Here is a 25,121-nt window from a genome sequence, read left to right as displayed (position 1 = left end):
GGGGTTTTCACGGGGTTTTACGTTTCGCCTGCACGAAAACCCCTTGACTTACGGTACTTTCCGCTATGATTCAGTGGGCATCGAGAAGACGATTGCGCAACGCTGAGAAGCAATGCGAAACATCTGCCGACACCCATCTGTTCAACTTACGAATATCGATATGGCGACCAAAGCGAAACCGACCGCGAAGACCGCAACCAAGCCCGCTGCCAAGAAGGCCGCGGCAACCAAGGCACCCGTGAAGGCTGCCGCCAAGAAGGCCACGCCGGCCAAGAAGGCTGCTCCCGCCGCTGCGCCCGTTGCGCGCCCGCTGAAGGACACCTTCAACAAGTCGAGCCTGGTCGCTCACCTGGTAGCCCAGACCCAACTGGAAGCCAAGGCCGTGAAGACGGTGCTGGCCCATCTGGAAACCACCATCATCGGCGCGCTGAACAAGAAGGGCGCTGGCGAGTTCACGCTGCCCGGCCTGCTGAAGGTCACGGCGCAGCAAGTGCCGGCCAAGAAGAAGCGTTTCGGCAAGGACCCGTTCACCGGTGAAGAGCGTTGGTTCCCGGCCAAGCCGGCCAGCGTCAAGGTCAAGGTCCGTCCGCTGAAGAAGCTGAAGGACGCCGCAGCCTGATCTGCGCCACGTTGTCCTGACAAGAAAGGAGCCGCTTGCCGGCTCCTTTTTTATTGCGCGAGCGCAATACGTGCCGCGCGTTCCTGCATTTTCAGCCGCCGGCGACAGACCGGCGCGGGGGAGACACGATGCCGAGTCTGCAAAGCCAGCTGTGGCGGATCGCCTTGCGGCTGGTGCGCCGCAAGCAGCGGTTTGCCAGCGCCCAGGCGCTCCATGATGAAATCCGGCGGCGCCGTATTGTTGGGCGCGCCTATCCGTCCCGGCGCCTGCGTGCGCGGCAAGCGGTCAGCGAGGAGCGGATCGCCGGGATGGAGGTCTACACCGTGCAGCCCAGGAACGGGCCTGCGCACGGTAAACCCCGTCATGTCCTTTACCTGCACGGCGGCGGCTATGTTTTCGATATCGTCAGCCAGCACTGGAATTTCATCGGCAAGCTGGTGGACGCGCTGGGCTGCGCGGTGACCGTGCCGGTCTATCCGCTGGCGCCTGAACATACCCACCGCGACGTGTTCGCGGCCATGGTGCCGCTGTGGCAGGTGCTGCAGCAGCGCTATCCGGGCGCAGACCTGACCGTCATGGGCGATTCCGCTGGCGGCGGCATGGCACTGGCGCTGGCACAGGTGCTGCGTGACAGCGGCCAACCGCTGCCGCAGCGCCTGGTGTTGCTGTCGCCGTTCCTGGATGCCACCGGCGACAATCCCGGCATCGATGCCCTGGAGCCGTTCGACCCGATGCTGTCACGCCCCGGGGGCATTGAATGCGGGCGCGTCTATGCCGGCGCGGATCCTGTCACCTTGCCACAGGTCAGTCCCATGCACGGCGTGTTGCGCGGGCTGCCGCCCACCACGTTGTTTATCGGGACCCATGACATCCTGCTGCCCGACTGCAGGAAGTTCCGCCAGATGGCCGGCGAGCAAGGCTTGCCGCTTCGGTATCACGAGGGCGAGGGAATGTTCCACGTGTGGATGCTGCTGCCGATGCCGGAAGCGGACGCGGCGTTTGCCGAGATTGTGCGGTCAGTGCTGGCCGACGACGCACATGGCACGGAGGGCAGGGACGGGCTGGCGCCTGTGCGCGCTGCCGTTGCCCCGCAGGAGGTAACCGACCCAGGTTGATGCCGGCCGCCCGGTGACTCATGCCAGGCTGGCCGCAACCGGATCCGACTGGAGCAAGTTTAACCTGCGTCAAATGGACAGGACGGGCGCCCCCCTAGAATCGGTCAGGTCATGGGTGCGGGGGCGCTCCCCATGACAGAGCTTCCGGAATCTTCCTGAAGCTTCCGCCCGCGGCCGCAATGGCCGCGGGTTTTTTATTTGGCGGCGACCATCCGGCCCGCCAACTCAGGCCACCACCTGCTTGGCATAGGTTGCCCGCGCCATCTCGCAGACCTCTACCGAGACCTGCACGTCCTGGCCGGTGCCCGAGCCGGCCCGCACCGCTTCGGCGATCACGTTGCAGACGGCCTGCGCCAGCGCCTGGCGCACGGCGGTGTCGCGGCCGTCCAGGATCGACAGGCGCGCGTGGACAAAGGCCCGCTCGACCGCGTCCACACCCTGGCGGTAAGTCGACAGCGTGATGCAGCGCGACTTGATGTCCGCCTCCTGGAACTGTCCGGAGGCCAGCAGGGCGGCATTGGCTTCATCCAGCAACTCTTCCTGCGAGCAGTTCAGGCGGGTGTTTTCGGTGAGTTCGATGACGAGGTGAGGCATGGCGGCGTCCTGACTGTGTTCCGGTGAAACCGAGCATGATACGGGATCGCCGGCACGTGGCGGGCGCAGCAATGCAAACGGGGCGCCTTGGAGCGCCCCGTCGGGATGTGCTGCTGGTGCGGATCAGGCGTGGACGGGCGTGCGCTCGCGTGCCGGTGCCAGCGCGTTGCCGAAGCGGGCCGGATTCTCCCGGGCGAGTTGCTGCAGCTGGGCCAGCTTGGCCTTCAGGCCGGCATCCAGTTTCGGTGCGGGCATCACCGTGGACGGGCAGGCCACCCCCAGGATGCCGAGCGCCTGCTGGAAGTTCTCCAGGGTCAGCCCGGCAGCCGGGTCAACGGTCACGAGGTGCTCGCGCATGGCCTCGGGCATCGACTCCGGGGCGGCGCACGAAATGATCACGTAGTGGACCGGCTTGGCGCCCTGGGCGAAATAGGCTTCGATTTCCGCACCATGGCCGCCTGCGGCCGGCGGGGTCATGGCTTCGACCTGCAGGTCCAGCTGCTGCAGGATTGCCGCGGGCGTGCCGCGGCGCCAGGCGTCGGACACCACCACGCGGGCGCCGGCCACGCCGAACAACCTGCGTACGAACCCCAGCGCGACAGGATCAAAGAACCGGACGTCGCGCAGCGTGCCCGAATCCGGAATGCCGCCGAGGCGGGTGCGGGAGCGGTCGGAATACAGGACGCCGGGTACATCCAGCATGATGAGTCGTTCAGCCATGGTTTCCTGTGCGGGTGACAGTTCAGTTGGTGTGAACCAAGATTACTCGCCACGGGCAGGCTGACACGTAACCGGCACCAGTTCAGTTGCAACAGATCTGTAACTTTATCGGGGTAGACGTAAATGCCGGTTACGTCGCCATGACAAATGTTTCGCCCAGACACATCTGCCCGTTACAAAGATGACACGCACTAGAAGCGGAAGCGGGCCACATCGTCGGCCAGTGCCGCTGCCTGCTGGTCCAGCCGGGCTGCCTGGCTGGCCAGGTCATCGACCAGCGCCGCGTTCTGCTGGGCGGTCTGGCGCAACTGCGATAAGGATTGTCCGGCGGCCTGCACGCTGCCGGCCTGCTCGTCGGCAAGCGTGCGCAAGGTCTCGGCCAGCGCATGGCTGTGCCCGACGGTAGCCGCGATGCGGTCCATTGCCGCCACCACGCTGGCGCTCAGGCGCGCGCCTTGCTCGATCTCGTGGGTAGCGGTGCCGACGATGCCGCCGATCTCGCGCGCCGCATCGGCGCTGCGCTGGGCCAGCGCGCGCACTTCTTGCGCGACCACCGCAAAGCCGCGGCCGGCGGGGCCGGCGCGGGCCGCTTCCACGGCGGCATTCAGCGCCAGGATATTGGTCTGGAAGGCGATGCCCTGGATCACGCCGACGATCTCGGCGATATGGCGCGAGTGGCCGTGCAGCGTATCCATCGCGCCGCGCATCTGCTGCACCACGGCAGCGCCGGCATCGGTGGCGGCGCGTGCCTGGCTGGCCATCTGGCTCGATTCGGTGGCCTGGGCGTGCGCGTCGGCCACGCGTGCGGCCAGTGCCTGCATGCTGCCGGTGGTGGCATCGAGCGCGCTGGCCTGCCGCTGGGTGCGCGCCGACAAGGCGTGGTTGTCTTCGGCGATCTGCTGGCCGGCCGCGGTGATCTCCTGGGCGCTGGCCTGGATACGGGCCAGCACGCCGGCAAGCTGGTCGCGCATGCCGGCCATGTGGTGCAGCATGCTGCTGTGGTCCGACGGGCGCAGGGCGATGGTGGCGGTCAGGTCGCCGGCGGCTATGCGGCGAGCGATCTCGGCGGCGTCGCGCGGCTCGCCGCCAAGTTCGGCACGCAGGCTGCGCGCCGCGATCCACGCCAGCGCGGCGGCCGCCAGCAGGCTGGCGCCGAGCAGGGCGGCCATCCATGCCTGCGCGCGCAGCTGGCTGGCCGCCACGCTGGCCACCGTGGCGGCGGCCTTTTGTTCCTGCTGCTGGCGCACGGCTTCCACCTGCCGGCTGAGGGATTGCAGCTGTTCAGTAACGAAGTGGCCGTCGACCGAGACCGCGCTGTCGAATTGCAGCGAGTCCAGCGGCTGCTTGCGCAGCAGCGCCACGTAGGCCTGCACCAGCTCGCCGGTGCGCTGGCGTTCGCGCAGCAGCGGCGCGGCCTGTGCCGCTGCGGCCTGGCGTACGCCGGCCAGCGCAGCATCGAGCTGCGACAGGCTGCGCGCGACGTCGGCGGCGGCATCGTCGCGCTCGGTGCTGCTGGTGGCCATGGTCAGCGCCAGTTGGGCACGGCCAAGGGTGGCCAGTGCCGACTGCGCGCGCTCGGCCGAGATGGCACCGTGCATGTCGTGCTGGTACAGGGTGTCGGTGCGCGCCTTGATCGACACCAGGTTGGCGATCCCCGTCAACCCGACCGCGGCACCGAACAAGTACACCAGGGCAAAGGCGCCGCACAGGCGCGCCACCAGCGGCAGGTGGCCCAGTCGTACGGAAAACCGCGTGAACAGCCGAGCGGGGGCAGCTGCCCGGCTGCGGCCGGGCAGGCGTGTCTTGATGACTTGCAACACGGAGAAGACTCCAAACGGGCGTGCTGGCTCCAGAAGGATGCACGGCCCGGGCTTTGACCCGAATTGCCGCGCGCGCTGTCCTCTGTCCGGGACGGTCGCAGGCGGCGCACGGATGGTCGGTCATCAACGTGACGCCGGCGTGACATGGGATGAGGATTTTTGTCATCACGCTGTCATATCCATGTCATGCAATGTCGCTCGCCCTCTTGCTCTATCCCCGGATTTCCCGCCATGACAGGCCTGCCTGCCGCCACGCCTTTGCACGACCGCGCACCTGTCGCAGCTGGTACCCCCATCGCGGCGGCGCTCGCGCATGCGCGGCTGCCGCCGCTGCATGCGGTATTCCAGCCGATCGTGCAGGCGGACAATGCCGAGATCCTCGGCTACGAGGCGCTGATCCGGGGCCCGGCTGGCTCGCCCTGGGCGAGCCCGGACGCGTTGTTCCGGCTGGCGCAGGGCGTTGCCGCGACCATGGCGCTGGAGATCCACGCGGCGCGCACCGCGCTGGCCGCCTGGCGTAGCCTGGACCTGCCCGGCAAGCTCTTCCTCAATTTCAGCCCCATGACGTTGCGGCACCTGCTGGCCGAGCGCGGGCGGCTGATGGCGGCGCTGCTGGAGGCCGGCATTGCGCCGTCGCGCCTGGTGATCGAAATCACCGAACAGACCCCGATCGGCGATGCCGCCAGCTTTGCCCAGGCGATGGCGGTGCTGCGCGAGCTTGGCATGCAGTACGCGCTGGATGATTTCGGCACCGGGCATGCCAACCTCGACCTGCTTGCGCACCTGTCGCCGCAGTTCGTCAAGATCGACAAATCGCTGGTGCGGGGCATTGCGTCCTGTTCGCGGCGGCTGGAGATCCTGCGCGCGCTGCTGCGCGTGATGAGCGCCTTTGGCGGGCGCGTGATCGCCGAAGGCATCGAGGACGAAGACGAGCTCGCCGTGATCCGCGACCTGGGCGTGGCCGGCGCCCAGGGCTACTACGTGGGCCGGCCCTCGGCGCGGCCGGCCGCGCAGGCGCCGCAGCACGTGCACCAGACGCTGGCTTCGAGGCATATCGCCGTGTTTCCGCAAATGGTGCGCTCAGGCTGGTCGGGCATCACCGCCGGGCGCCTGCTGCGGCCTGCGCCGACGGTGTCGCCTGCCACCAGCAACGATGCGGTGCTGCGCGTCTTCCAGGACCAGCCCGACCTGCAGGCCGTGGCCGTCGTCAATGACGAAGGCCGGCCGCTGGCGATCATCAGCCGCCAGGCCTTTATCGACCGCTACGCGGCGCCGTTCCATCGCGAGCTGTATGGCAAGAAGGCCTGCATCGCCATGGCCAACCGCGAGCCGGCCTGCTTTGACCATCGCGCCAGCCTGGAGGAGATGGCGCAGATCCTGTCCGGCGAGAACACGCGCTCGCTTGCCGATGGTTTCGTGATTACCGAACAGGGCCGCTATATCGGCCTGGGCACCGGCGCTGACCTGATCCGGGCCATCACCGAAGTACGCATGGAGGCGGCGCGCTACGCCAATCCGCTGACCTTCCTGCCCGGCAATATCCCGCTGAACCAGCATATCGAGCGCCTGATCGAAGCCGCCAGCGAGTTCCGCGCATGCTATGTCGACCTGAACCACTTCAAGCCCTTCAACGACAAGTATGGCTACTGGAAGGGCGATGAAATGCTCAAGGGCGCGGCCGCCATCCTGGCCGAGGCCTGTGATCCCGCACGCGATTTTCTCGGCCACGTGGGCGGCGACGACTTCCTGGTGCTGTACCAGAGCAGCGACTGGGCCGCGCGCCTGCAAGCTGCGATCCGGCGCTTCAACGACGCGGCGCGCGCCATGTATTCGCCCGCCGATCGCAGCGCCGGCGGCATGCATGGCGAAGACCGCCACGGGCGGCCGGTCTTCTTTGCGCCAGTGTCGATGGCGGTTGGCGTGGTGTGTGTGAGCGGCGAGGGCGTGGCGGGCCTGCAGCGGCTGGGCAGCCAGCATATCGGCGCCGCGGCGGCGGCGGCCAAGCGCGAGGCCAAGCGCTCGGCAACCGGCATGGCCGTGCTGGATTTCCTGTCGCTGGCCGCGACGCTGTCGGTCTAGCGGTCCGGCTGCCTGCGCCTGGTGACCCGGCGGTCCGCCGCGGGCAGCCTGGGCGCGGCGCCCCCTTCCAGTACGTCGAGCCGGTAGCCGTGCGCGTAGACGACGGTGATGACGATGCCGTTGGCGATGCCGATGCGCAGGGTCTTGCGCAGGCGCGAGATCAGTCCCGCCAGTGCCCGCGACAGCGGCGCCAGTTCATGCCGCCACACGGCTTGCTGGATGCGGTCGCAGGACAGGACCCTGCCGACATTGGAAAACAACAGCATGGCCAGGTCGAATTCCTTCGGCGTCATTTCGATGCGCTCGTCGCGCAGCGTGGCAAAGCGGCCCACGCTGTTGAGCTGGTAGGGGCCCACGCGCACCACCAGGCCCTGGCGCAGGCGCTCGCCGGTCACCCGGCGGCGCAGCGCCGTGATGCGTGCCATCAGCACGCGCACATTGAGCGGGCGGCACACGTAGTCATCAGCGCCGGCATCGAGTGCATCGATGAGGCCGTCTTCACTGCTGTCGGCCGCAAGCATGATGATGGGTACATCGCGTGAGCGCGCACAGCGCACGGCACGGATAACGTCGATGGCCGGCAGGTCTGGCAATTCATCATCGATCAGCAGCATGTCGAACGGTACCTGGCTGACACCGTGGATCAGGTCGCGGCCCGTTTCAAACACGTTGCAACGATAACCGGAACGTGCCAGCAGTTCCGGCACCGGCCGGAGTTGGGGCGACTTGCCCATGAGCAGCGCAATATTCATCGATGGCGAAATACGAGAGCCGTGGCAGGGACGGCCGGACCGCGGCAGGGCTGGAGCCGGACAGCGAGGGAACGAAGGCAGGCGCCAGGCGTGCGCGCAGCACTACCGTTCGCATGCAGCAAGCGTACAAAAAGTGTGGTCCACAGGACAATCAGACATTTCTGAAATTTCTGCTGTTTTTTGATGGTGCTCGCGTTGGTCGCGTGACGAGCGTTTGTCGGCGGGGCCGATGGCGATATGGAAAGTTGTCCACAGCTCCTGTGGACAAGCCAGGGCGCAGTGGCCGGACTGCGGCCTGGCACCGTGGTGCTGTCGGCGTGCCAAAAAAGAAGGCAGCGCGCGGGCACTATGGGCGCCGTGCTGTCAACATTCGGGCAGGGTGTGCCAAAATAGCGCGCATCGCGTTCCGGTCCGGGGACTCAAGCCCACCGATGCTGCAGAGCCCGAGTGTCATCGCCATCATCGTCCTGTGCTTTCACGTCGTCGGCGTGGTGGCTGCCCTGCATGCCGTCATGACGGTGCGCACCGCGCCCGGCGCGATCGCGTGGGCGGGGTCGCTGCTGATGATGCCGTACTTCACGCTGGTGCCCTACCTGATCTTCGGGCGCAGCACCTTCGCCGGCTATGTCGACGCCCGGCGCTTCAATGACGACCACCTGCGCGAGCTGCGCCACGGCATGACCCCGCGCGAGCGCGAGGCGCGCAGCGCCTGCGTGGTCCATGCGCCGGCGCAGGCCTGCATGCGTGCACTGCCCCGGCTGACCGGCATGCCGTGCCTGGCCAACAATGACGTGCGCTTGCTGGTCAACGGCGAGCAGACCTTCGAGGCGATCTTTGCCGCGATCGCGCGGGCCAGCCAGGTGCTGATCGTGCAGTTCTTCATCGTGCATGACGACGCGCTGGGCCAGCGCCTGCAGGCGCTACTGTGCGAGCGCGCGCGGGCCGGCGTCAAGGTGTACTTCCTGTTCGACCGCATCGGCTGCCACGCGCTGCCGCGCCGGTACGTGCGCACGCTGGCCGAGGCCGGCGTCGATGCGCGGGCGTTCTCCACGCACCGCGGCTTTGTCAACCGGTTCCAGCTCAATTTTCGCAACCATCGCAAGCTGGTGATCGTCGATGGCAGCGAGGCCTTTGTCGGTGGCCACAACGTCGGCGTCGAATACCTGGGCGAACGCCCGCCACTGGCGCCGTGGCGCGACACCCATATTGCACTGCGCGGCAGCGCCGTGCTGGACCTGCAGATGGCCTTTGCCGAAGACTGGTTCTGGGCCGCGCGCGAGGTGCCGCACCTGCTGATGCCGCCGCCAGAAGTGGGCGGGCGCATGACCTGCCAGGTGGTGCCGTCAGGCCCTGCCGACGCGCAGGAGACCTGTTCGCTGTTCTTTGTCGAGGCCATCCAGGCGGCGCGCCACCGGCTGTGGATCACGTCGCCGTATTTCGTGCCCGACGAGGCGGTGTTTGCGGTGCTGCGGCTGGCCGTGCTGCGCGGCGTGGATGTGCGCATCCTGATTCCGGCGCGGCCCGATCACCTGGTGGTCTATGCCGCCTCCACTATCTATGCGTACCAGGCCGTGTCCGCGGGCATCAAGCTGTATCGCTACCAGCCGGGCTTCCTGCACCAGAAGGTCATCCTGATCGACGACGAAGCCGCGGCCGTCGGCACGGCCAACCTGGACAACCGCTCGTTCCGGCTCAACTTCGAGCTGATGGTGATGACTGCCGACAAGGGCTTTGCCGCGAGCGTGGCCACCATGCTCGAAGCCGACTTCGCTCAGGCCCAGCGCGTCGGGCTGAACGAGTTCCTCGATGCGCCGGCGCCGCTGCGCGTGGCGATGCACGTCGCCAAGCTGTTTGCGCCCATCCTCTGAAGCCCGCTTCCGGTCCGCTGGTTCCTGCAATCCTCAATGCAACAGACTTGTTGCGGCCTGATTGTGTACACTGTTCACTATAAGCGTATGCACATCATGAACCGTTATCCATATTCAAGGGGAGCCGCATGACCCGGGCTGTCCCCGCGCCTCCGGCGCGCGCCACCTACCGCCACGGCGACCTGCGCCGCGCGCTGCTGGACGCAGGCATCGACCTGGCACGCGAGGGTGGCCCCGACGCCATCGTGCTGCGCGAGGCCACACGCCGTGCCGGCGTGGTGCCCAATGCCGCGTACCGGCACTTCGCCAGCCGGCAGGACCTGCTGCAGGCAGTGCGGGCCTCGGCCTTGTCGTCGCTTGCCATTGCCATGGAAGGTGAAATCGGCGGGCTGCGCCCGGGCCGTGGAGCCGCTGCGCATGCGCGTGCCTGCCTGCGTGCGGTCGGCACCGGCTACCTGCGCTTTGCGCTGGCCGAGACCGGACTGTTCCGCACCGCGTTTTCGATGCCGGATGAAGTGGAAGATGATGCCGATCCGGCCAAGGCAGGCAACAGCGGCCTCAATCCGTTCCAGCTGCTGGGCGCGGCGCTGGACAAACTGGTGGAAGCCGGCGTGCTGCCGCCCGAGCGCCGGCCGGGTGCGGAGTACCTGGCGTGGTCGGCCGTGCATGGCTTGGCCATCCTGCTGATCGACGGCCCGCTGCGCAGCCGCGCCAGGGAGCAGGCAGAGATCCTCGGGCAGCGCCTGCTCGACATGGTCGAGAAGGGCCTCTAGCGCCTGCAGCAGGATCACGGCGAAAAAAATGCCACGATGGCGAGAACCATCGTGGCAGTGTAAGGAACCAGGAAGGGGGTCAACCTGGCTCTGTCGGGGCACCCGCGGGCCGGGTGCAAGAGGACTGTATTCCGTTGCTTCTCATCTGAATATCGGACATTTCTTAAATATCGCCCTGAATTGTCTCGATCTACGCACGTCGATTGCCGCGCGCTATCAGGGCGCGTCCGCATTTCGAGGAATTGCGCGGCCTGCAGAACAGTCTAACTGGCTGTCAGGCAGCCGAACGCCGGCGCCACGGTGAGGAGCGGATCATGCGATATGGATTGGGAGCGGCCCTCTGCGTAGCAGTGCTGGCTGGCTGCGTCGCCTATCCCTATGCAGGCGACTCTTACTATCCGGCTTATCCGGCTTATCCGGTTTCCTCTGCCTACTATGACGGTTACCCGGCGCCGGCGTACTACCCGTACTACCGTCCTTGGCCGGGCTACGGTGGTTTCTACGGCAGCTTTACCTATATCCACGGCGGCAGCTACGGCAGGCATGGCGGGCATCACTGGCATGGCGGTGGTGGCCGTGGGCACGGCGGCTGGCATGGGGGCGGGCGCGGCGGCAGGGGGCGATGAGCCTGCGTCGCCGTGATGGCAATGCGGCCTGCACGGGACTACCATCGGCTCATGGATGCCAACGGAGCCCCATCGCCATGACCAAGCCCGCAACGCAGAAGCACCAGACGCCAGCCTCCCGTGAACAAGAGCGCAAGGATGAACTGATCGAGCGCGAACTGGACGAGGGGCTGAAAGAGACATTCCCGGCGAGCGACCCGGTGGCAGTCGATACCCATGCGCCGCGCAAACCCAGGCCGGAACCGAAACCGGCGAAGTAGGCGGGCAGGCTATGCCGCGGCGCGCGCAACGCGCCCGCGCGGTCCGGCGTGCTATGGCAACTGGCGCAGCTGCCCGATCACCGACATCAGCCGTCCGTGCGCCACGATGACGCCGGACTCGTCCTGCAGGGCTTCCTGGTAACGCTTGCGAAAGGCCGGGTCAGAACCGTCGCTGAACAGTCTTTCCGCTGCGCGTCCGACTGCACGGCAGGTTTCGTCGTGGTGTTCCTTGGCCTCCAGCTCTTCGTCGATCTCGATGATCAGGCGCGACAGCGGGTCAAGCCAGCGGAAGTAGTTGTCTTCAGTCACCAGTTGCACAAACAGGCCTGCAGGAATCGGGCCGTTCAGGCGCTCATACTGGGTCCTGTCATAGCCGATGACTTCCTTGTGAACCTGCAGCAAGGCAGCCCGCAGGGCTTTCAGCCCCGAGCGCCGGGTTTCCTGGGTGGCGAGGAATTGTTCGTTGGGCATCCCCATCTCCGCGTTTCTACTTGTTCCGGTGCAGGCAGGCGGTGCGCAATTGCATCCCATGGGCCGCCGCATCGTGCCAGTGGCGATTGCCTGCCGGATTCTCCGGGCGCGGCCGGCCATGCCTGGCACTGTGCGGCGCGCTGCCAGTATAGGCACCCCCCGCAGCCCGAGCCAGCGCTGCCAGCTAGCGAAATACCCGTATTTGCGCCGGCTGCGCGGCATGATTGGCGCCAGTTGCAAGCCGCCCTCAGTCGCCTCCGGCGGATTGCGGCGCTTGCGCCAGCAGGTCGGCAGCACGCGAGCGCCGTGCGTCCGCGGCGCGGAAGTAACGCACCACCGTCGACACGCTTGCGTGGCCGGTCATGGCCATGGTCTCGGCCAGTGGCACCTGTTGCGCAGCAGCCTCGGTGACAAAGCCCGAGCGCAGTGAATGCGCTGAGTAGTCGCCCTCCAGTCCCGCCAATGCGCAGCGCGTCTTGACGATGCGGCTGACCGCCGCATCGGACAAACCTTCTCCCACATGCCCGCCGCGGCGGATGCGGCGAAACAGCGGCCCGCTGTTGATGCCGGCGGCAGCAAGCCATGCCTCCAGCGCCTGGCCGGCGGCACCGGTGACGGGCTTGGCGGTATCGGCGCGCTCGTTGCCTGACTGGTTGGTCTTGGACCAGCCCAGTGCATAGACGAAATCACCGGGGCCGAGCCGGGTGAGGTGGCCGAGGGTCGCGCGCGCGACTTCAGAGCGGCGGCGCCCGCCACTGGCCCAGGCAAACAGCAGCAGCGCGCGGTCGCGCAAGCCGCGCAGCGAGTCATCGCAGGTATCGAGCAGGCGCAGCAGCGGATCGCGGGTCAGCGCCGCCTTGCGCGCCTGGCGCTGTCCGCGGCGCGCATAGGCGCGCCGGATGCCAGCCATCAGTTCGCGCACCGCAGCTTCGGCGCAAGGGTTGGGCAAGGCCTGCAGGCGGTGGGCCTTGGCCAGTACCGCCAGCCGGTGCGTCAGCGTGGACAGCGCGGGCGGGCCGGGTCGTGCCTTGTATCCGTCATCGACCAGCGCCTGGTCGATGACCGCGGGCATCTCGCAGACAGGGCCTTGCGGCGTCTGTCGCGTGGCGTGGTCGACGATGAACTGGATGACGACGGCAGGCGCGAGCGGGAGCTGCACAGGTTGTCGGTAGCGCAGGACATACCAGGCAGACCAGTAGCGCAGTGCGGACCGGTAGCTTGCCACCGTGTTTCGGGATTCGCCTTCGCGGCGCAAGGCATTGGCCGCTTGCTCGGCAAGGGGATCCAGTTCGGACGGGCGAAGCGGCGCCGGTAGTTCGACATCGGATGCAATCGGTGGAAAGTAGGCTTCGTGGGCTTCTCGGATTTTTATCATATTAAATATGATGTATGCTGTAATATATCATACGAAATAGACAAATAACAGCCGATAAGTCTCCATTATCGAACCTTATTTGCCTTCCTCAAAGACTTTTGCCGGATCCCATCATGGAAACCCTCCGCAGCCGTGGCATTACCCGAGACGACGTCTGGCAGGCCGCCGACAGCCTGCTCAAGGCCGGCCAGCGGCCCACCATCGAACGCATCCGCCTGCACCTGGGGCGGGGCTCGCCCAATACGGTCAGCCCGCACCTGGATGCCTGGTTTGGGGCGCTGGGTGGACGTATCCAGGATCCACAGGGCTTTGCGCCCGCACCCGGATGCCCGGAGCCAGTCACGGAGGCAGCGCGCTACCTGTGGGAAGCGGCGCTGCAGGTGGCCAAGGCTTCGGCCGAGGCCGCGCTGGTGCAGCGTGAGGCGGCGCTGGCCGAGGCCCGGGCGGCTCTGGAGCAGGAGCGCGAAGCCCTGGAGCAGGAGCGCCAGGTCATGCAGGCCCGACTGGAAGGGGCCGAGGCGGCAATGGCGGAACTGACACGTGCCCGCGACGTCGCCACGGAGCGCGCCGCGCGCGCTGAAGCCGCAGCCACCGCCCTGCAGCATCAGGGGGAGACAATGCGCGCAGAATCGGCCGCGGCTCTGTTGGCACACAACGCGATGCAGCAGGATTTCGCCGCGCAGCGGGCGGCGTGGGACCAGGAGCGGGAAACCGTGACCCAGCGCGCCGCCGCCAATGAGCGTCGTATGGCGCTGGAGCTGGACGCGGCGCGTGTGGCGGCCAAGGAGACCCAGAAGCTGCTGGAAGCCGAGCGCAAGGCGGCCGTTGAGCGGCTGACGCGTGCCGCCGAGGCCGCGTCGCGGCAGGGCAGCGAGATGACCCGCCTTGGCCAGGCGCTCGCCGTTCTGGAAGAACGGGTGCGGCAGCGGGAGAGCCTGCTGGCCGAGTATCGCGACCAGGCGGGTGCCGCAACCACGGCCACCGCCGGCCCCGTCAGTCCGGCCGTCCGCCGCACACGGCCTGCCCGCGCTGCACTGGCTGCCGGCAAGGGCAGCCGGCGATACACGCGAGGCTTATAATGTGCCTGGCAGAGCAACCACCCACGGATGCATGGCGGGTGCGCAGGCGGCTTTTGTCAATTGAGCTATACTGAATGCTCATTTGATGGGGTCTGCCATGCCGCTCACACTCACTCCCGACGGCCGTTATCCGCTGGCTCATGAACGCCCGGCTCCGCCCGAGCTGAGCGTCAACAACTACGTCGCCGTCTATGAGGCCAGCCTGTCGACGCAAGGCGCCATGTCGGTCATCCGCGCGATTCGTGAAGGCGTGCCGGCTTCAGACCTGACCCGCCTGGCCGAATCCATGGGCACCACCAAGGAGCAGCTGATCAAGACACTGGACTTGCCGCGCGCCACCGTGGACCGCAAGGCGCGGGCGCACCAGAACCTGTCGAGCGAGCAGAGCGAGCGTGTGCTGGGCATGGCGCGGCTGGTCGGGCAGGTCCAGGCGCTGGTGGAAAGCTCGGGCGATCCGCGCGGGTTCAGCGCGGCACAGTGGGTGGCGCAGTGGCTGGAGCAGCCGTCGCCGGCGCTGGGCGGGCGCCGCCCCGCTGAGCTGATGGATACGCTCGCCGGCCAGCGCATCGTTTCCGACCTGGTGGCCAGGATGCAGAGCGGGGCGTACGCGTGAGGCCAGCCTGGCGGATCGCGACCGACACCCCAGACTACACCGCGGACGATGCCAGCGGCGCCGGCGCCAAGGCTACCGGCGGGCGCTGGAACCGGCAGGGCACGCCCTTGATCTATGCGGCGTCCAGCATCGCGCTGGCTTGCCTGGAAACGCTGGTCCACCTGGGCGCGGGCGGGCTGCCGCTGAACCGCTACCTGGTCCGGATCGACATCCCCGACGAGCTATGGGCGGCCGCGCAGCAACTGAGCGCGGACACCGCCCCCGTTGGCTGGGATGCCATTCCCGCCGGCAAGACCAGCCTCGACACCGGCGAAGCCTGGACCGCCGCGGGCACCAGCGCCTTGTTGCTGGTGCCTTCCATCGTCATTCCCGAAGAGCACAACGTGCTGGTCAACCCGGCACACCCCGACGCCGCGCGGCTGGCCTACGTCAAGCTGCGCCGCTGGCAGTACGACGCGCGCCTGGTCTGAGGCTCAGGCGGTGGCGCCGGCGCGCAGCATGTGCTTCTGGATCTTGCCGCTGGTGGTCTTGGGCAATGCATCCAGGAAGTGATAGCGGCGCGGGCGCTTGTACGCTGCCAGCCGGTCGCCCTGCAGCAGGAAGGCGTCGAGCTGCGCCGCGCTGACCGGTGCGTCGCCGTGTGTCACCACATAGGCGCCGACGACCTGGCCCCAGGTCGGATCGGGTTCGCCCAGCACCGCTACTTCCAGCACGGCCGGGTGCTCGATCAGCGCGTCTTCCACCTCGCGCGGATAGACGTTCTCCGCGCCGGAATTGATCATGTAGTCGATACGGTCGCGGATCCACAGGTAGCCGTCCGCATCCAGGCTGCCGAGGTCCCCGGTGTGGTACCAGCCGTGCGCGAGCGCGCGCGCATTGGCTTCCGGGCGGTTCAGGTAGCCCTGCATCATGCAGGGGCCACGCACCAGCACTTCGCCGACTTCACCGGGCGCGCACGGCTGCATGGGGTCGGTCGGCTCGCCGTCGTCGCGCAGCCTGGCCACCACCAGGTCATGGCCGAGCGCGGGCAGGCCTGCCGAGCCGGCGTGGCTCAGCTGCTCATGCGGGTAAAGCACCGACATGCACGGGCCCATTTCCGTGGTGCCGTACACCTGCACCAGCCCGGCGCCGACCTTGCGGTCCCATTCGCGGATCAGGTGCGGCGCCATTGACGCGCCGCCGTATTCCACCAGCCGCAATGAAGACACGTCGCGTGTTTCGGCATCCGGATGGTTCAGCAGCATGCCCACCATGGCCGGCGCGGCAAAGAAATGCGTGACGCGCTCGCTTTCCACCAGTTGCCAGGCCTCGCCCGCGTCGAAGCGGCGCTGCAGCACCTGCGTGGCGCCAAGCTGCAGCCGCGGCAGGAAGCTGGTGTGCAGCTCGGCGGTATGGTTCAGCGGCGCCACCGACAGGCCTACGTCCTCGCGCGACAGCGTCATGGCCTGGTGCATCATCGCGTTGTGCTGCAGCTTGCTGCGATGGGTGTGCACCACGCCCTTGGGGCGGCCGGTGGTGCCGCTCGTGTACATCAGGATGCAGGGGTCGTCTTCGTGGACCGTCACCGCGGGCAGCGTGGCCGGCTGGCCCACAACCAGCGTGTCGAGCCGATGTGTGGCAAAGGCGGGCGCGGCATCGGGGTTGGCATAGATGCGCAGCGCGGTGACGGGGGCCAGTTCGGCCGCCTTCTCGACGACGCCCGCGCCTTCCTGCTCGAACAGCACTGCCTTGGCACCGCCATCGTTCAGGATGTATGCCAGTTCCTGCGCAGCCAGGCGGTAGTTGACCGGGTTGTAGACCGCGCCGATGCGCGCCGTGGCCAGCAGCGTGAAGACGAAGGCCGGAGTGTTATAGAGGAAGGCCGCGACTACGTCGCCCTTGCCGATCCCCAGCGACTGCAGTGCGTGCGCGTGGCGGTCGACCTCGGCATCGAGCTCCGCGTATGTCCACGCGCGTCGCCCGGCGCCAATGCCGCTGACCAGCGCGGTCTTGCGGGGCAGGTAGCGCGCGGGCCAGGAGAGGGTGTCGCCAAGGGTGATGCCGCGGGTCAAGGTTGTGCTCCGGTCATGGTCCGCCGCCGGCTTGCCGGCAGGCGGTTGTTGTCTTGTAAGCCGGACAATATAGAGCGGCGGGTGGGGCACATGGAAATAAAGTTTTGCTCTTTCCTTATGCCGGAGCGGCGGTCACGCGATAAGGCTCTTGCGTGATACTGTATATTCATACAGTTACCGCCGCGCCCCGTTTCCTGTGTCCGCCGTCCCGCCACCCATTCCAGCCCCGCCTGCCATGCCAGCCGCACCGGCCTACGTGGTGGCCGTGCGCGCGCTGTGCGAATTCACCGCCAAGGCGGGCGACCTGGACCTGCGCTTCGTGCCGACGCCATCGGCGCAGGAGGGCGTGGCCGGGCATGCGGTAGTAACCAGCCGGCGCGGGGAGGCCTACCAGGCCGAAGTGGCGCTTGCCGCCGATTTCGGGCCCTTGCGTGTGCGCGGCCGTGCCGACGGCTACGATCCCGTCGCCAACCGGCTCGAAGAAATCAAGACCGTGCGCGGCGATGCCGCGGTGCCGGACAACCACCGCCACCTGCACTGGGCGCAGGCCAAGGTCTATGGCTGCCTGCTATGCCGCAAGCTGGGGCTCCCCGGGCTGGAGATCGCGGTGGTCTATTTCGACATCATCAGCCAGCGCGAGCACCCGGTTGCGGAGCACTTCACTGCGCAGGCGCTTGAAGCCTTCTTCGTGCAGACCTGCGAGCAGTTCCTACACTGGGCGCAGGCGGAACTGGCCCACCGGCAGGCACGCGATGGCGCGCTGGCGCAGCTGGCCTTTCCGCACCAGGGTTTTCGCCCGGGCCAGCGGGAACTGGCGCAGGCGGTCTACAACGCCAACCGCGCGGGCCGCCACCTGCTGGCGCAGGCGCCCACCGGCATCGGCAAGTCGGTCGGCACATTGTTCCCGGTGCTCAAGGCCATGCCGGGGCAGGGCATCGACAAGGTGTACTTCCTGTCGGCCCGCTCCACCGGGCGCGGGGTGGCGCTGCACGCGGCCAATGCGCTGCGCGGCCACGGCGCGCAGCCGCTGCATGTGCTGGAGCTGGTGGCCCGCGACAAGGCCTGCGAGCATCCGGAGCTGGCCTGCCACGGCGAGTCCTGCCCGCTGGCGCGCGGCTTCTATGACCGCCTGCCGGCAGCACGCGAAGCGGCGCGCGGCGTGCCGGTGCGCGACCACGCCGCGGTGCGCACGCTGGCACTGGCACACGGGATCTGCCCTTACTACCTGTCGCAGGAGCTGGTGCGCTGGAGCGACGTGGTGGTGGCCGACTACAACTACTACTTCGACCGCAGCGCGTTGCTGTATGCGCTGACCGCGGCCAATGGCTGGCGCGCCAGCGTGCTGGTGGACGAGGCCCACAACCTGGTCGAGCGTGGCCGCGCCATGTACACCGCCGAACTCGACCCCCAATCGCTGCGCGAGGTGCGCCGCGGCGCGCCGGCCGTCGTGCGCAAGCCATTGGCGCGGCTGGCCCGGCAATGGAGCGCGCTGGCGCGCCAGGGCGACGACGCCTATGAAGTCCTGCCCGAAGTGCCCGCCGCCTTCCGCCGCGCACTGGACGAATGCTGCGCGGCGGCACTGACGCATATGACGGAGCATCCAGGCGCGCAGGATCTGGCGCTGCAGCGATTCTATTTCGATGGGCTGCATTTTGGACGCCTGGCCGAGCAGCTCGACGCGCATTCGCTGTTCGATATCCAGCGCGTGCCGCGCAGCGGCCGCGGCCACCATGCGCGGCTGTGCCTGCGCAATGTCATCCCGGCTCCGTTCCTGCGCCCGCGCTTTGCAGCCGCGCATTCGGTCACGCTGTTCTCAGCGACCCTCGACCCCGCCGCCTACTACCTCGATACGCTGGGTTTGCCGGCCGATTGCGCGCGGGTGCAAGTGCCATCGCCGTTCCGCGCCGAGCAACTGTCGGTGCGGATTGCAGCGCGCATCTCCACCCGCTATGCGCGGCGCGAACAATCGCTGCCGGCCATCGTCGCGCTGATGGCCGGCCAGTTCCGCGCGCGGCGCGGCAACTACCTGGCGTTCTTCAGCAGCCACGAGTACCTGCAGCAAGCCGTGGCCCGCTTTGCCCAATCTCACCCCGATATTCCGCATTGGGTGCAGTCGCGGGGCATGGACGAAGCCGCGCAGGCGGCGTTCCTGGGTACGTTTGCGGAAGGCGGCGAGGGCATCGGCTTTGCGGTGCTCGGCGGCGCCTTTGCCGAAGGCGTGGACCTGCCCGGCGAGCGCCTGATCGGCGCCTTCGTTGCCACCCTGGGGCTGCCCCAGTTCAACGCGGTCAACGAGCAGTTCCGCGCGCGCATGCAGCAGGCGTTCGGGCGGGGCTATGCCTATGCCTACCTGTATCCCGGGCTGCGCAAGGTGGTGCAGGCGGCGGGCCGGGTCATCCGCACGCAGCAGGACCAGGGCGTGGTCTACCTGATCGACGACCGCTTTGCCGCGGCCGAGGTGCGCGAACTGCTGCCGGCATGGTGGGAAATCGCCACGGCGGCGTAGAAATTACACAGCCGGGCCGGTCTGGGGCATCCTCTTTGCGCGGAGCCTGCCCGGAGTCGCCGCTGGAACGAATCTGGCAGGCATGCGGATACCATCAGCCAGCTATCGCGAAAGGATCAGATCCATGCCCATGACCCAGCAATACGCGGCCACCGAGCCGACCCGCACGGAAGTGGATGCGCTGCCGGGCGCCACCGTGCTGGAATTCGGCGCGCCGTGGTGCGGCTACTGCCAGCGCGCCCAGCCGGCGCTGGCCGAGGCCTTTGCCGTGCATCCGGCATTGCGCCATCTCAAGATCGAGGACGGCAGCGGGCGCCGGCTTGGCCGGTCGTTTCACATCAAGCTGTGGCCGACGCTGGTGTTCCTGCGCGACGGGCAGGAAGTGGCGCGGCTGGTGCGCCCGACCGAGTCCGAGCCGATCCGCGAGGCCATGCGCCGCATTGCCTAGCCCGGCCGCCGCGCGCTGCCTTACTTGGCGAACACCTGGCTCAGGTCGCCAAAGGCCTTGAACTCCAGCGCATTGCCCGAAGGGTCCAGGAAGAACATGGTGGCCTGTTCGCCCACCTGGCCCTTGAAGCGCACATGCGGCTCGATCACGAACTGCGTGCCCGCCGCGCGCAGCCGCTCGGCCAGGGCCTCCCATTCGGCCATCGGCAGGATCGCGCCGAAGTGCCGCACCGGCACGTCGTCGCCATCGACGGCACTGGTGGCGCGGTGTCCGCACTCCTCGGGCGACAGGTGCGCCACCACCTGGTGGCCATAGAAATTGAAGTCCACCCAGGCCTCGGAACTGCGCCCTTCGGGGCAACCAAGCAAGTCGCCATAGAAGCGCCTCGCCTCGGCCAGGTCGCGCACGGGGAAAGCCAGGTGGAACAGGGGAATAGAGGAAGTCGCGCTCATGCGGGGGCCTTTGTCGGGGGTCGTTATGCGGGCAGGCGTTGGCCTGCGCGTTGATTGTAGCCAGCACAACCCGTAATATGAAGCGGATCATTTTTGCCCTGAGCATCAGACTTTTCGATAGATGACCCGCTACTTCCAGACCTTCCTGGTGGCCGCCGAAACCGGCTCGTTCTCCGCCGCCGCGGCGCGGCTGGCGCTGACGCAGTCGGCCGTCAGCACGCAGATCCGGCGGCTGGAAGAGGACCTGGACTGCGTACTCTTCGATCGCACTGGCAAGTCGGTCGCGCTCAGCGAAGCCGGGCGCCGGCTGGTGCCGGAAGCGCGGCGCTTTGTCGAGCTCTATGCCGCGATGAAGGACCGCGCCGGCCCGCATGCCGACGCCGCGCCGGTGGAGCTGGGCGCGGTGTCGACGGTCCAGGCCACCTTGCTGGCCGATGCGATGCGGCATTTCCGGGGGCGGTTTCCGGACTCGCACGTCAACGTGGTGCCGGGCATGTCCACCCAGCTGCTGACGCAGGTGGATGCGCGCGAGCTGGACATCGCCGTGCTGATCCGGCCGCGGCTGGGCTTTCCGCCGGACCTCAAGTGGGTGCCGCTGGTGCGCGAAGGCTTTGTCGGCATCGGGCCCGCCGGTGCGCCTGCAGACCTGCGCGCGTTGCTGGAGACGCTTCCGTTCATTCGCTACAACCGCCACAGCACCGGCGGGCAGCTGGTGGACGGCTACCTGAAGCGGCAGCGGCTATGGGTCAGGGAAGGGATGGAGTTGGATGAGCCGGCCGTGATCCTGCAGATGGTGGCAGCTGGCCTGGGTTGCGCCATCATCCCGTCCGAACTGGTGCCATTGCAGCAGTCCGCGGGCGTGGTGCAGGCGCCATTGCCGGGCGGGCCGCTCTATCGCGACGTGGGCGTGCTGGTGCGCGAATCGGCACTGCGCCGCGCGCCGGTGGCGGCGCTGATCGATGCCTTTGTTGCGGCCAGCGCACGCTGGCAGCCTGCCGTGGTGTAAGGCGCGATACTCAGCGGCTGCCGGGCAGGACCAACGTGACCAGCACCGAGGCATCGGAGATGGCGGTCACGTCGTAGCGCACGCTCGGCCCCAGGTAGAGCAGGTCGCCCTGGTGCAGCTGGCGTTCGGCGCCGTCCACCCGCACGCGCACCTCGCCCTCCAGGCATTGCACGGTCATCGGGCCATCCACCGCATGGGGCGGCACATGCTTGCCCGCCTTCAGCACCAGCCGCATCACTTCCAGCGGGCCTTCCTTGAACAGGGCCTGGGTGGCGGTCTGGTCCAGCCGTGTGCCCAGTGGCAGCACGCTGGCGATCTGTCCGGATTCAAGATGGGGAAGGGACATGCGCGGCTCCTCGCTCTTCTGGTGGGGTGGCTTGTCAGGCACGGCCGGCGCCTGGCGGCGGCACGCCTTCTCAATCTAGCACCCGAGCGCGCATCTCAGAAGCGCTCAGCCTGATGTAACCGGCGAAGTCGCCGACGCGGCAACTTCCGCTTGTGCGCAAGGCGTGGCATTGCGGGCTTGTGCGGTGCGCTCGGCAGCAGTCCTGGCAGCGGCGCGGCCGCGCTCGATCACAGCCCAGTCAGGACCGGCGACCGCGGGAAAAGACGCGGCCAGGGCGCCAAGGCCGAGCAGCGCGAACAGGATGGTTTTCATGAGGGGGGCTTCAGGGAGGTACGGGAAAGGAGACGGGGCCTTGCGCCCCGTCGACACGCCACGGCGGCTGCCGTGGCGCGGGCAGGCGCCGGTCAGGCGGCAGCCGATACGCGTGAGCCGCCATGGGCCGGCGGTGCCGACACGCCGCTGCGGTCCATGCCTGCCACTTCCATGCCGGCGGCAGCGCGGTTGGCGCCGTCGGTGAACGGGTCGCGCCGGTCGTTGACGCGGGCGCCATCGGTGAAGGGGTCGCGCTTGCCATTGACGTGCGCACCTTCGGTAAACGGGTCGCGCTTGCCGTTGTGCAGGTTGTAGCCGTAGCGGTCGGCGGCGACGCCGCGGTCATTCAGGCCTTGCGCCATGGCAGGGCTGGCCAGTGCGGCGGCACCGAGTGCTGCAATCGAGAGGGTCGTGGCGAGAAGGGCTTTGAGAGCGTTTTTATGCATGTCTGCTGTTTTTGGGTGGGTGGACGGCATGGCCCGCGAAGGGCCGCGCGGGGATGGCGGATCTGCCTCCCGCGCCGTCCGGGTTCGCCTTTTGGGCGGTGCGGTCGCGTGGGAAACGCGCGGCACGGGACGAAGTTTAGTCAGGTCGATGCATTCCTGTGATGATTTAAATGTCGAAAGATCAGTCGTTTTTTTCATCGATAATCGAATGGGCGGCAACCACCTTGCGGCCGGACTGCCACCCCCCGCCGAGCGCGAGGAACAGGTCGACCTGGCGCGCGGCGACATGGCCTTCGGACGCAGCCAGTGCGGCCTCTGCATCGGCCAGCGTGCGCTCGGCGTCCAGGTGCGTCAGGTACGGGATGCGCCCCGCCTGCTGCAGGCGGCGCTGCAGCCGCGCAGCTTCTGCGGCCTGTTCGCGCGCCGCGTGCAGGGCGTCGTGCCGTTCCAGTTCGCGCGTGTAGGCCGACAACGCCGTTTCGGTTTCCTGCAATGCGCGCAGCACCGCGCCATCAAAGCGCGCCAGGGCGGCGTCGGCCGCGGCTTCATGCCCGTGGATGCGATGGCGCACGCCGTTGGTCGGCAGCGACCAGCTCAGCAGCGGCCCCACGCTCCAGCGCGCCGTCGGGCCGCTGCCAAGGTGGCTCAGCACGCCGGTCAGCCCGGCGCTGGCGCCGATGCGGATCGATGGATACAGGTCCGCCGTGGCCACGCCGATGCGAGCGGTGGCCGCGGCCAGTTCGCGTTCCGCCTGGCGGATATCGGGCCGGCGCCGGAGCAGCGCTGCGCCGTCACCCACTGGCAGCGGCACGCGCAGCGTGGGTTCGGCATGGCAGTCCACCTCGGCCTCTGGCAGTGCCGCAGGCGGCTTGCCCAGCAGCAGCGCCAGCCGGTGGCGTGCGTCGCTACGCGCGGCTTCCAGCGTTGGCAACGCAGCGCGCAGCGCTTCGGTGCGGGCACGCTCGCGCGCTATGTCGGCGGGTTCGCCGCGGCCGGCGCCGACCAGGCGGCTGGTGGCGTCCAGCGTGCGTTGCTGTACCGCGAGCTGCTGCGTGGCGGCAGCCAGTTCATGCGTGGCGGCGCAGCCCTGCACGTAGGCGCGCACCGTCTGCGCCGCCACGGTGACGCGCACCATGTCGAGCGTGGCCTCGCTGGCTTCGGCGCCGGCCAGCGCGGCCTCGTCGGCGCGGGCCAGCTTGCCGAAAAAATCGATCAGGTAGGACACGCCGAAACCGAAGTCGCCCAGGTTGAATACCGGTGGCCTGGTGGTCTGCAGGAAGCTCTCGCCCGACAGCTGCGCGCGCGAAGCGCTGGCGCTGGCGCCGCCCTGCGGCAGGTTCTCGGACTCCACCTCGTGCAGGAGGGCCACCGCGCGGCGCAGGTTGGCGCTGGCGGCGCGGATGTCGGTGTTGGCGGCCAGCGCCTCTTCGACCAGCCGGTTGAGCCGCGCGTCGTCATACAGCCGCCACCAGTCGTCGGGCACGGGCGCGATGGCCACGCCGTGCGCTTCGGCGCCCTGAAGCGGGCCGTTGGCGGCGGCCGCGCGCACCGCCGCATGATCCGGCACGCGATAGTCCGGGCCCACGGTGGTGCAGGCGCACAGGCAGGCCGCGGCGCACGCCAGCCAGGGATGGCGCCGCTTCACGACCGGGGCCCCGTGCGGCGGCCGGCGTCATCGTCGCGCCGGGCTTCGCGAACGGCCACAGTCGCGGTGCGGCCGGACACCAGGCGCACATCCGCGGGCACGTCCTCCAGCACGATGCGCACCGGCACGCGCTGTGCCAGCCGCACCCAGTTGAAGGTCGGGTTGACGTTGGGCAGCAGGTTCGAGCCCGCGCTGCGGTCGCGGTCCTCGATGCCGGCGGCGATGCTCTGCACGTGCCCGCGCAGGCGCCGGGGCTCGCCCATGATATGCACGTCGACCGGGCTGCCGATGCGGATCCGGTGCAGCTTGGTTTCCTCGAAATAGCCTTCCACGTGGAAGGACCCGGCATCGACGATCGACAGCACCGGGCGGCCGGTCGAGACATAGTCGCCCAGGCGCGGCAGCCGATCGTTGAGGTAGCCCGCCACCGGGCTGCGCACGCTGGTGCGCTCCAGGTTCAGCCGGGCCAGCCGCAGCGCGGCTTCGGCCAGCGCCAGCGCGGCTTCGCCTTGCTCTACGCGGGCACGCCCCTGTTCCGCGACTTCGGCGGCAACCAGGCCGTCGAGATTGCGGTTGCGCGCGGCTTCGCGCCGCGCCTGCGCCAGCGCGGCGCGCTGCGTCGCTACCGCGGCCAGCGCCTGCTGCAGGGCCAGCGCGTAGCGGTCGCGGTCGATCTCGAACAGGACTTCGCCTTGCTGCACATGCTGGTTGTCGCGCGCCAGCACGCGTGTGACCAGCCCGGACACATCGGGCGCCACCTGGATGATGTCGGCACGCACATGGCCGTCGCGGGTCCATGGTGCGGCCGTGTAGTAGTCCCACAGGTGGCGCAGCACCAGCAGGGCGGCAATGGCTGCCAGCAGCGTTGGCAGCAAGGGAAGCAGGGGGCGGAGTCGGAAGGTCATGACGGCAGTCCCGGCACCGCGACAAAGACTGCGGCCACGGCGCCAAGGACGATCACATAAAGGGAAAGGTTGAACAGCGAGCGGTGCCAGATATGCCGGTAGCAGCCCAGCGCGGCCAGCGCCATGCGGATCGCGGTAGTGACGGCGAAGGCCAGCACCATCAGCACCAGCACGCCTGGCACGAACACGCCATAGAGGTCGATTTCACTGAGCATTCGGCGGCAGCGGAGAGTTGGGGAG

Annotated in this window: 27 protein-coding genes; 13 read left to right on the top strand and 14 right to left on the bottom strand. The window is 68.2% G+C overall.

Annotated features, from left to right (window positions below):
* The first annotated feature begins 160 nt into the window (after positions 1–160).
* Positions 161–619 carry an HU family DNA-binding protein gene (locus AC3WLE_RS01700; RefSeq protein ID WP_010809407.1) on the top strand — a complete coding sequence of 153 codons (459 nt, stop codon included), beginning with the start codon at positions 161–163 and terminating at the stop codon, positions 617–619.
* Between the two features lie 53 nt (positions 620–672).
* On the top strand, positions 673–1,734 hold the full coding sequence (locus tag AC3WLE_RS01695) for an alpha/beta hydrolase fold domain-containing protein (protein ID WP_492344958.1): 1,062 nt from the start codon (positions 673–675) through the stop codon (positions 1,732–1,734).
* Between the two features lie 225 nt (positions 1,735–1,959).
* On the opposite strand, the gene AC3WLE_RS01690 is transcribed toward AC3WLE_RS01695, so the two are convergent.
* The 3 genes from AC3WLE_RS01690 to AC3WLE_RS01680 all read right to left on the bottom strand — a co-directional run bounded on the left by AC3WLE_RS01690 (position 1,960) and on the right by AC3WLE_RS01680 (position 4,868).
* Positions 1,960–2,328 carry a 5-carboxymethyl-2-hydroxymuconate Delta-isomerase gene (locus AC3WLE_RS01690; RefSeq protein WP_492317149.1) on the bottom strand — a complete coding sequence of 123 codons (369 nt, stop codon included), beginning with the start codon at positions 2,326–2,328 and terminating at the stop codon, positions 1,960–1,962.
* A gap of 123 nt (positions 2,329–2,451) precedes the next feature.
* On the bottom strand, positions 2,452–3,048 hold the full coding sequence (locus AC3WLE_RS01685) for an HAD domain-containing protein (RefSeq protein WP_492317148.1): 597 nt from the start codon (positions 3,046–3,048) through the stop codon (positions 2,452–2,454).
* Positions 3,049–3,239: 191 nt separating this feature from the next.
* Complete coding sequence (locus AC3WLE_RS01680; RefSeq protein ID WP_492357399.1) at positions 3,240–4,868, bottom strand: methyl-accepting chemotaxis protein; 1,629 nt, start codon at positions 4,866–4,868, stop codon at positions 3,240–3,242.
* Between the two features lie 231 nt (positions 4,869–5,099).
* Here AC3WLE_RS01680 and AC3WLE_RS01675 point away from each other — a divergent pair, with 231 nt between their 5' ends.
* Positions 5,100–6,947, top strand: coding sequence for a phosphodiesterase (locus tag AC3WLE_RS01675; protein ID WP_492317146.1), 1,848 nt, complete (start codon positions 5,100–5,102; stop codon positions 6,945–6,947).
* Here the strand turns inward: AC3WLE_RS01675 and AC3WLE_RS01670 are convergent.
* A complete protein-coding gene (locus AC3WLE_RS01670; RefSeq protein ID WP_492317145.1) occupies positions 6,944–7,699 on the bottom strand; it encodes a response regulator transcription factor in 756 nt (251 codons plus the stop codon). The genes AC3WLE_RS01675 and AC3WLE_RS01670 overlap by 4 nt on opposite strands.
* 431 nt (positions 7,700–8,130) lie before the next feature.
* Between AC3WLE_RS01670 and cls the strand changes: the two genes are divergently transcribed.
* From cls to AC3WLE_RS01650, 4 genes are all read left to right on the top strand, one after another.
* Positions 8,131–9,567, top strand: coding sequence for a cardiolipin synthase (cls, locus tag AC3WLE_RS01665; protein WP_492317144.1), 1,437 nt, complete (start codon positions 8,131–8,133; stop codon positions 9,565–9,567).
* A 128-nt stretch (positions 9,568–9,695) separates the two neighbouring features.
* On the top strand, positions 9,696–10,340 hold the full coding sequence (locus tag AC3WLE_RS01660) for a TetR/AcrR family transcriptional regulator (RefSeq protein WP_492317143.1): 645 nt from the start codon (positions 9,696–9,698) through the stop codon (positions 10,338–10,340).
* 314 nt (positions 10,341–10,654) lie between these two features.
* Positions 10,655–10,966, top strand: a complete 312-nt coding sequence (locus AC3WLE_RS01655; protein ID WP_011617106.1) for a hypothetical protein — start codon at positions 10,655–10,657, stop codon at positions 10,964–10,966.
* A gap of 77 nt (positions 10,967–11,043) precedes the next feature.
* The gene (locus tag AC3WLE_RS01650; protein ID WP_492357398.1) at positions 11,044–11,226 is read left to right on the top strand and encodes a hypothetical protein; all 183 of its coding nucleotides are present in this window, start codon (positions 11,044–11,046) and stop codon (positions 11,224–11,226) included.
* A 51-nt stretch (positions 11,227–11,277) separates the two neighbouring features.
* Here AC3WLE_RS01650 and AC3WLE_RS01645 read toward each other — a convergent pair whose 3' ends face one another.
* A complete protein-coding gene (locus AC3WLE_RS01645) occupies positions 11,278–11,703 on the bottom strand; it encodes a hypothetical protein (RefSeq protein ID WP_035823937.1) in 426 nt (141 codons plus the stop codon).
* Positions 11,704–11,944: 241 nt separating this feature from the next.
* On the bottom strand, positions 11,945–13,072 hold the full coding sequence (locus AC3WLE_RS01640) for a site-specific integrase (protein WP_492317140.1): 1,128 nt from the start codon (positions 13,070–13,072) through the stop codon (positions 11,945–11,947).
* Between the two features lie 113 nt (positions 13,073–13,185).
* On the opposite strand from AC3WLE_RS01640, the gene AC3WLE_RS01635 reads away from it, so the two are divergent.
* From AC3WLE_RS01635 to AC3WLE_RS01625, 3 genes are all read left to right on the top strand, one after another.
* Positions 13,186–14,151 (top strand): DNA-binding protein, encoded by a 966-nt coding sequence (locus tag AC3WLE_RS01635; protein WP_492340438.1) that lies wholly within the window; start codon positions 13,186–13,188, stop codon positions 14,149–14,151.
* A gap of 97 nt (positions 14,152–14,248) precedes the next feature.
* Positions 14,249–14,764: an Xre family toxin-antitoxin system antitoxin gene (locus AC3WLE_RS01630; RefSeq protein WP_492317120.1), complete on the top strand. Its 516-nt coding sequence runs from the start codon at positions 14,249–14,251 to the stop codon at positions 14,762–14,764.
* A complete protein-coding gene (locus tag AC3WLE_RS01625; RefSeq protein ID WP_492317119.1) occupies positions 14,761–15,234 on the top strand; it encodes an RES family NAD+ phosphorylase in 474 nt (157 codons plus the stop codon). Before AC3WLE_RS01630 ends, AC3WLE_RS01625 begins: the two co-directional genes overlap by 4 nt.
* A 3-nt stretch (positions 15,235–15,237) precedes the next feature.
* On the opposite strand, the gene AC3WLE_RS01620 is transcribed toward AC3WLE_RS01625, so the two are convergent.
* Positions 15,238–16,815, bottom strand: a complete 1,578-nt coding sequence (locus AC3WLE_RS01620) for a fatty acid--CoA ligase (RefSeq protein WP_492317118.1) — start codon at positions 16,813–16,815, stop codon at positions 15,238–15,240.
* A 235-nt stretch (positions 16,816–17,050) separates the two neighbouring features.
* Here AC3WLE_RS01620 and AC3WLE_RS01615 point away from each other — a divergent pair, with 235 nt between their 5' ends.
* Both AC3WLE_RS01615 and AC3WLE_RS01610 read left to right on the top strand, forming a co-directional pair.
* Entirely contained in the window at positions 17,051–19,321 is a 2,271-nt protein-coding gene (locus tag AC3WLE_RS01615) for an ATP-dependent DNA helicase (RefSeq protein ID WP_492357397.1), read from the top strand.
* Between the two features lie 124 nt (positions 19,322–19,445).
* A complete protein-coding gene (locus AC3WLE_RS01610; RefSeq protein ID WP_010809389.1) occupies positions 19,446–19,769 on the top strand; it encodes a thioredoxin family protein in 324 nt (107 codons plus the stop codon).
* 20 nt (positions 19,770–19,789) lie between these two features.
* Here the strand turns inward: AC3WLE_RS01610 and AC3WLE_RS01605 are convergent, their stop codons facing one another.
* On the bottom strand, positions 19,790–20,221 hold the full coding sequence (locus AC3WLE_RS01605) for a VOC family protein (protein ID WP_010809388.1): 432 nt from the start codon (positions 20,219–20,221) through the stop codon (positions 19,790–19,792).
* A 121-nt stretch (positions 20,222–20,342) separates the two neighbouring features.
* Here AC3WLE_RS01605 and AC3WLE_RS01600 point away from each other — a divergent pair, with 121 nt between their 5' ends.
* Positions 20,343–21,227 (top strand): LysR family transcriptional regulator, encoded by an 885-nt coding sequence (locus AC3WLE_RS01600; protein ID WP_492317115.1) that lies wholly within the window; start codon positions 20,343–20,345, stop codon positions 21,225–21,227.
* 10 nt (positions 21,228–21,237) lie between these two features.
* Here the strand turns inward: AC3WLE_RS01600 and AC3WLE_RS01595 are convergent, their stop codons facing one another.
* The 6 genes from AC3WLE_RS01595 to AC3WLE_RS01570 form a co-directional block, all read right to left on the bottom strand.
* Positions 21,238–21,573: a cupin domain-containing protein gene (locus AC3WLE_RS01595; RefSeq protein ID WP_492317114.1), complete on the bottom strand. Its 336-nt coding sequence runs from the start codon at positions 21,571–21,573 to the stop codon at positions 21,238–21,240.
* A 105-nt stretch (positions 21,574–21,678) separates the two neighbouring features.
* A complete protein-coding gene (locus AC3WLE_RS01590; protein ID WP_492317113.1) occupies positions 21,679–21,885 on the bottom strand; it encodes a hypothetical protein in 207 nt (68 codons plus the stop codon).
* A gap of 92 nt (positions 21,886–21,977) precedes the next feature.
* The gene (locus tag AC3WLE_RS01585; protein ID WP_492317112.1) at positions 21,978–22,331 is read right to left on the bottom strand and encodes a hypothetical protein; all 354 of its coding nucleotides are present in this window, start codon (positions 22,329–22,331) and stop codon (positions 21,978–21,980) included.
* Between the two features lie 181 nt (positions 22,332–22,512).
* Complete coding sequence (locus tag AC3WLE_RS01580) at positions 22,513–23,976, bottom strand: efflux transporter outer membrane subunit (RefSeq protein ID WP_492352754.1); 1,464 nt, start codon at positions 23,974–23,976, stop codon at positions 22,513–22,515.
* Positions 23,973–24,881: an efflux RND transporter periplasmic adaptor subunit gene (locus AC3WLE_RS01575; RefSeq protein ID WP_492317110.1), complete on the bottom strand. Its 909-nt coding sequence runs from the start codon at positions 24,879–24,881 to the stop codon at positions 23,973–23,975. The genes AC3WLE_RS01580 and AC3WLE_RS01575 overlap by 4 nt, the downstream gene beginning before the upstream one ends.
* Positions 24,878–25,096 carry a DUF1656 domain-containing protein gene (locus AC3WLE_RS01570; protein ID WP_492317109.1) on the bottom strand — a complete coding sequence of 73 codons (219 nt, stop codon included), beginning with the start codon at positions 25,094–25,096 and terminating at the stop codon, positions 24,878–24,880. Before AC3WLE_RS01570 ends, AC3WLE_RS01575 begins: the two co-directional genes overlap by 4 nt.
* Positions 25,097–25,121 lie beyond the last annotated feature (25 nt).

Source organism: Cupriavidus sp. FW306-1B-F12B (genome assembly GCF_058781795.1).
This window is presented reverse-complemented; position numbering and strand designations above follow the sequence as displayed.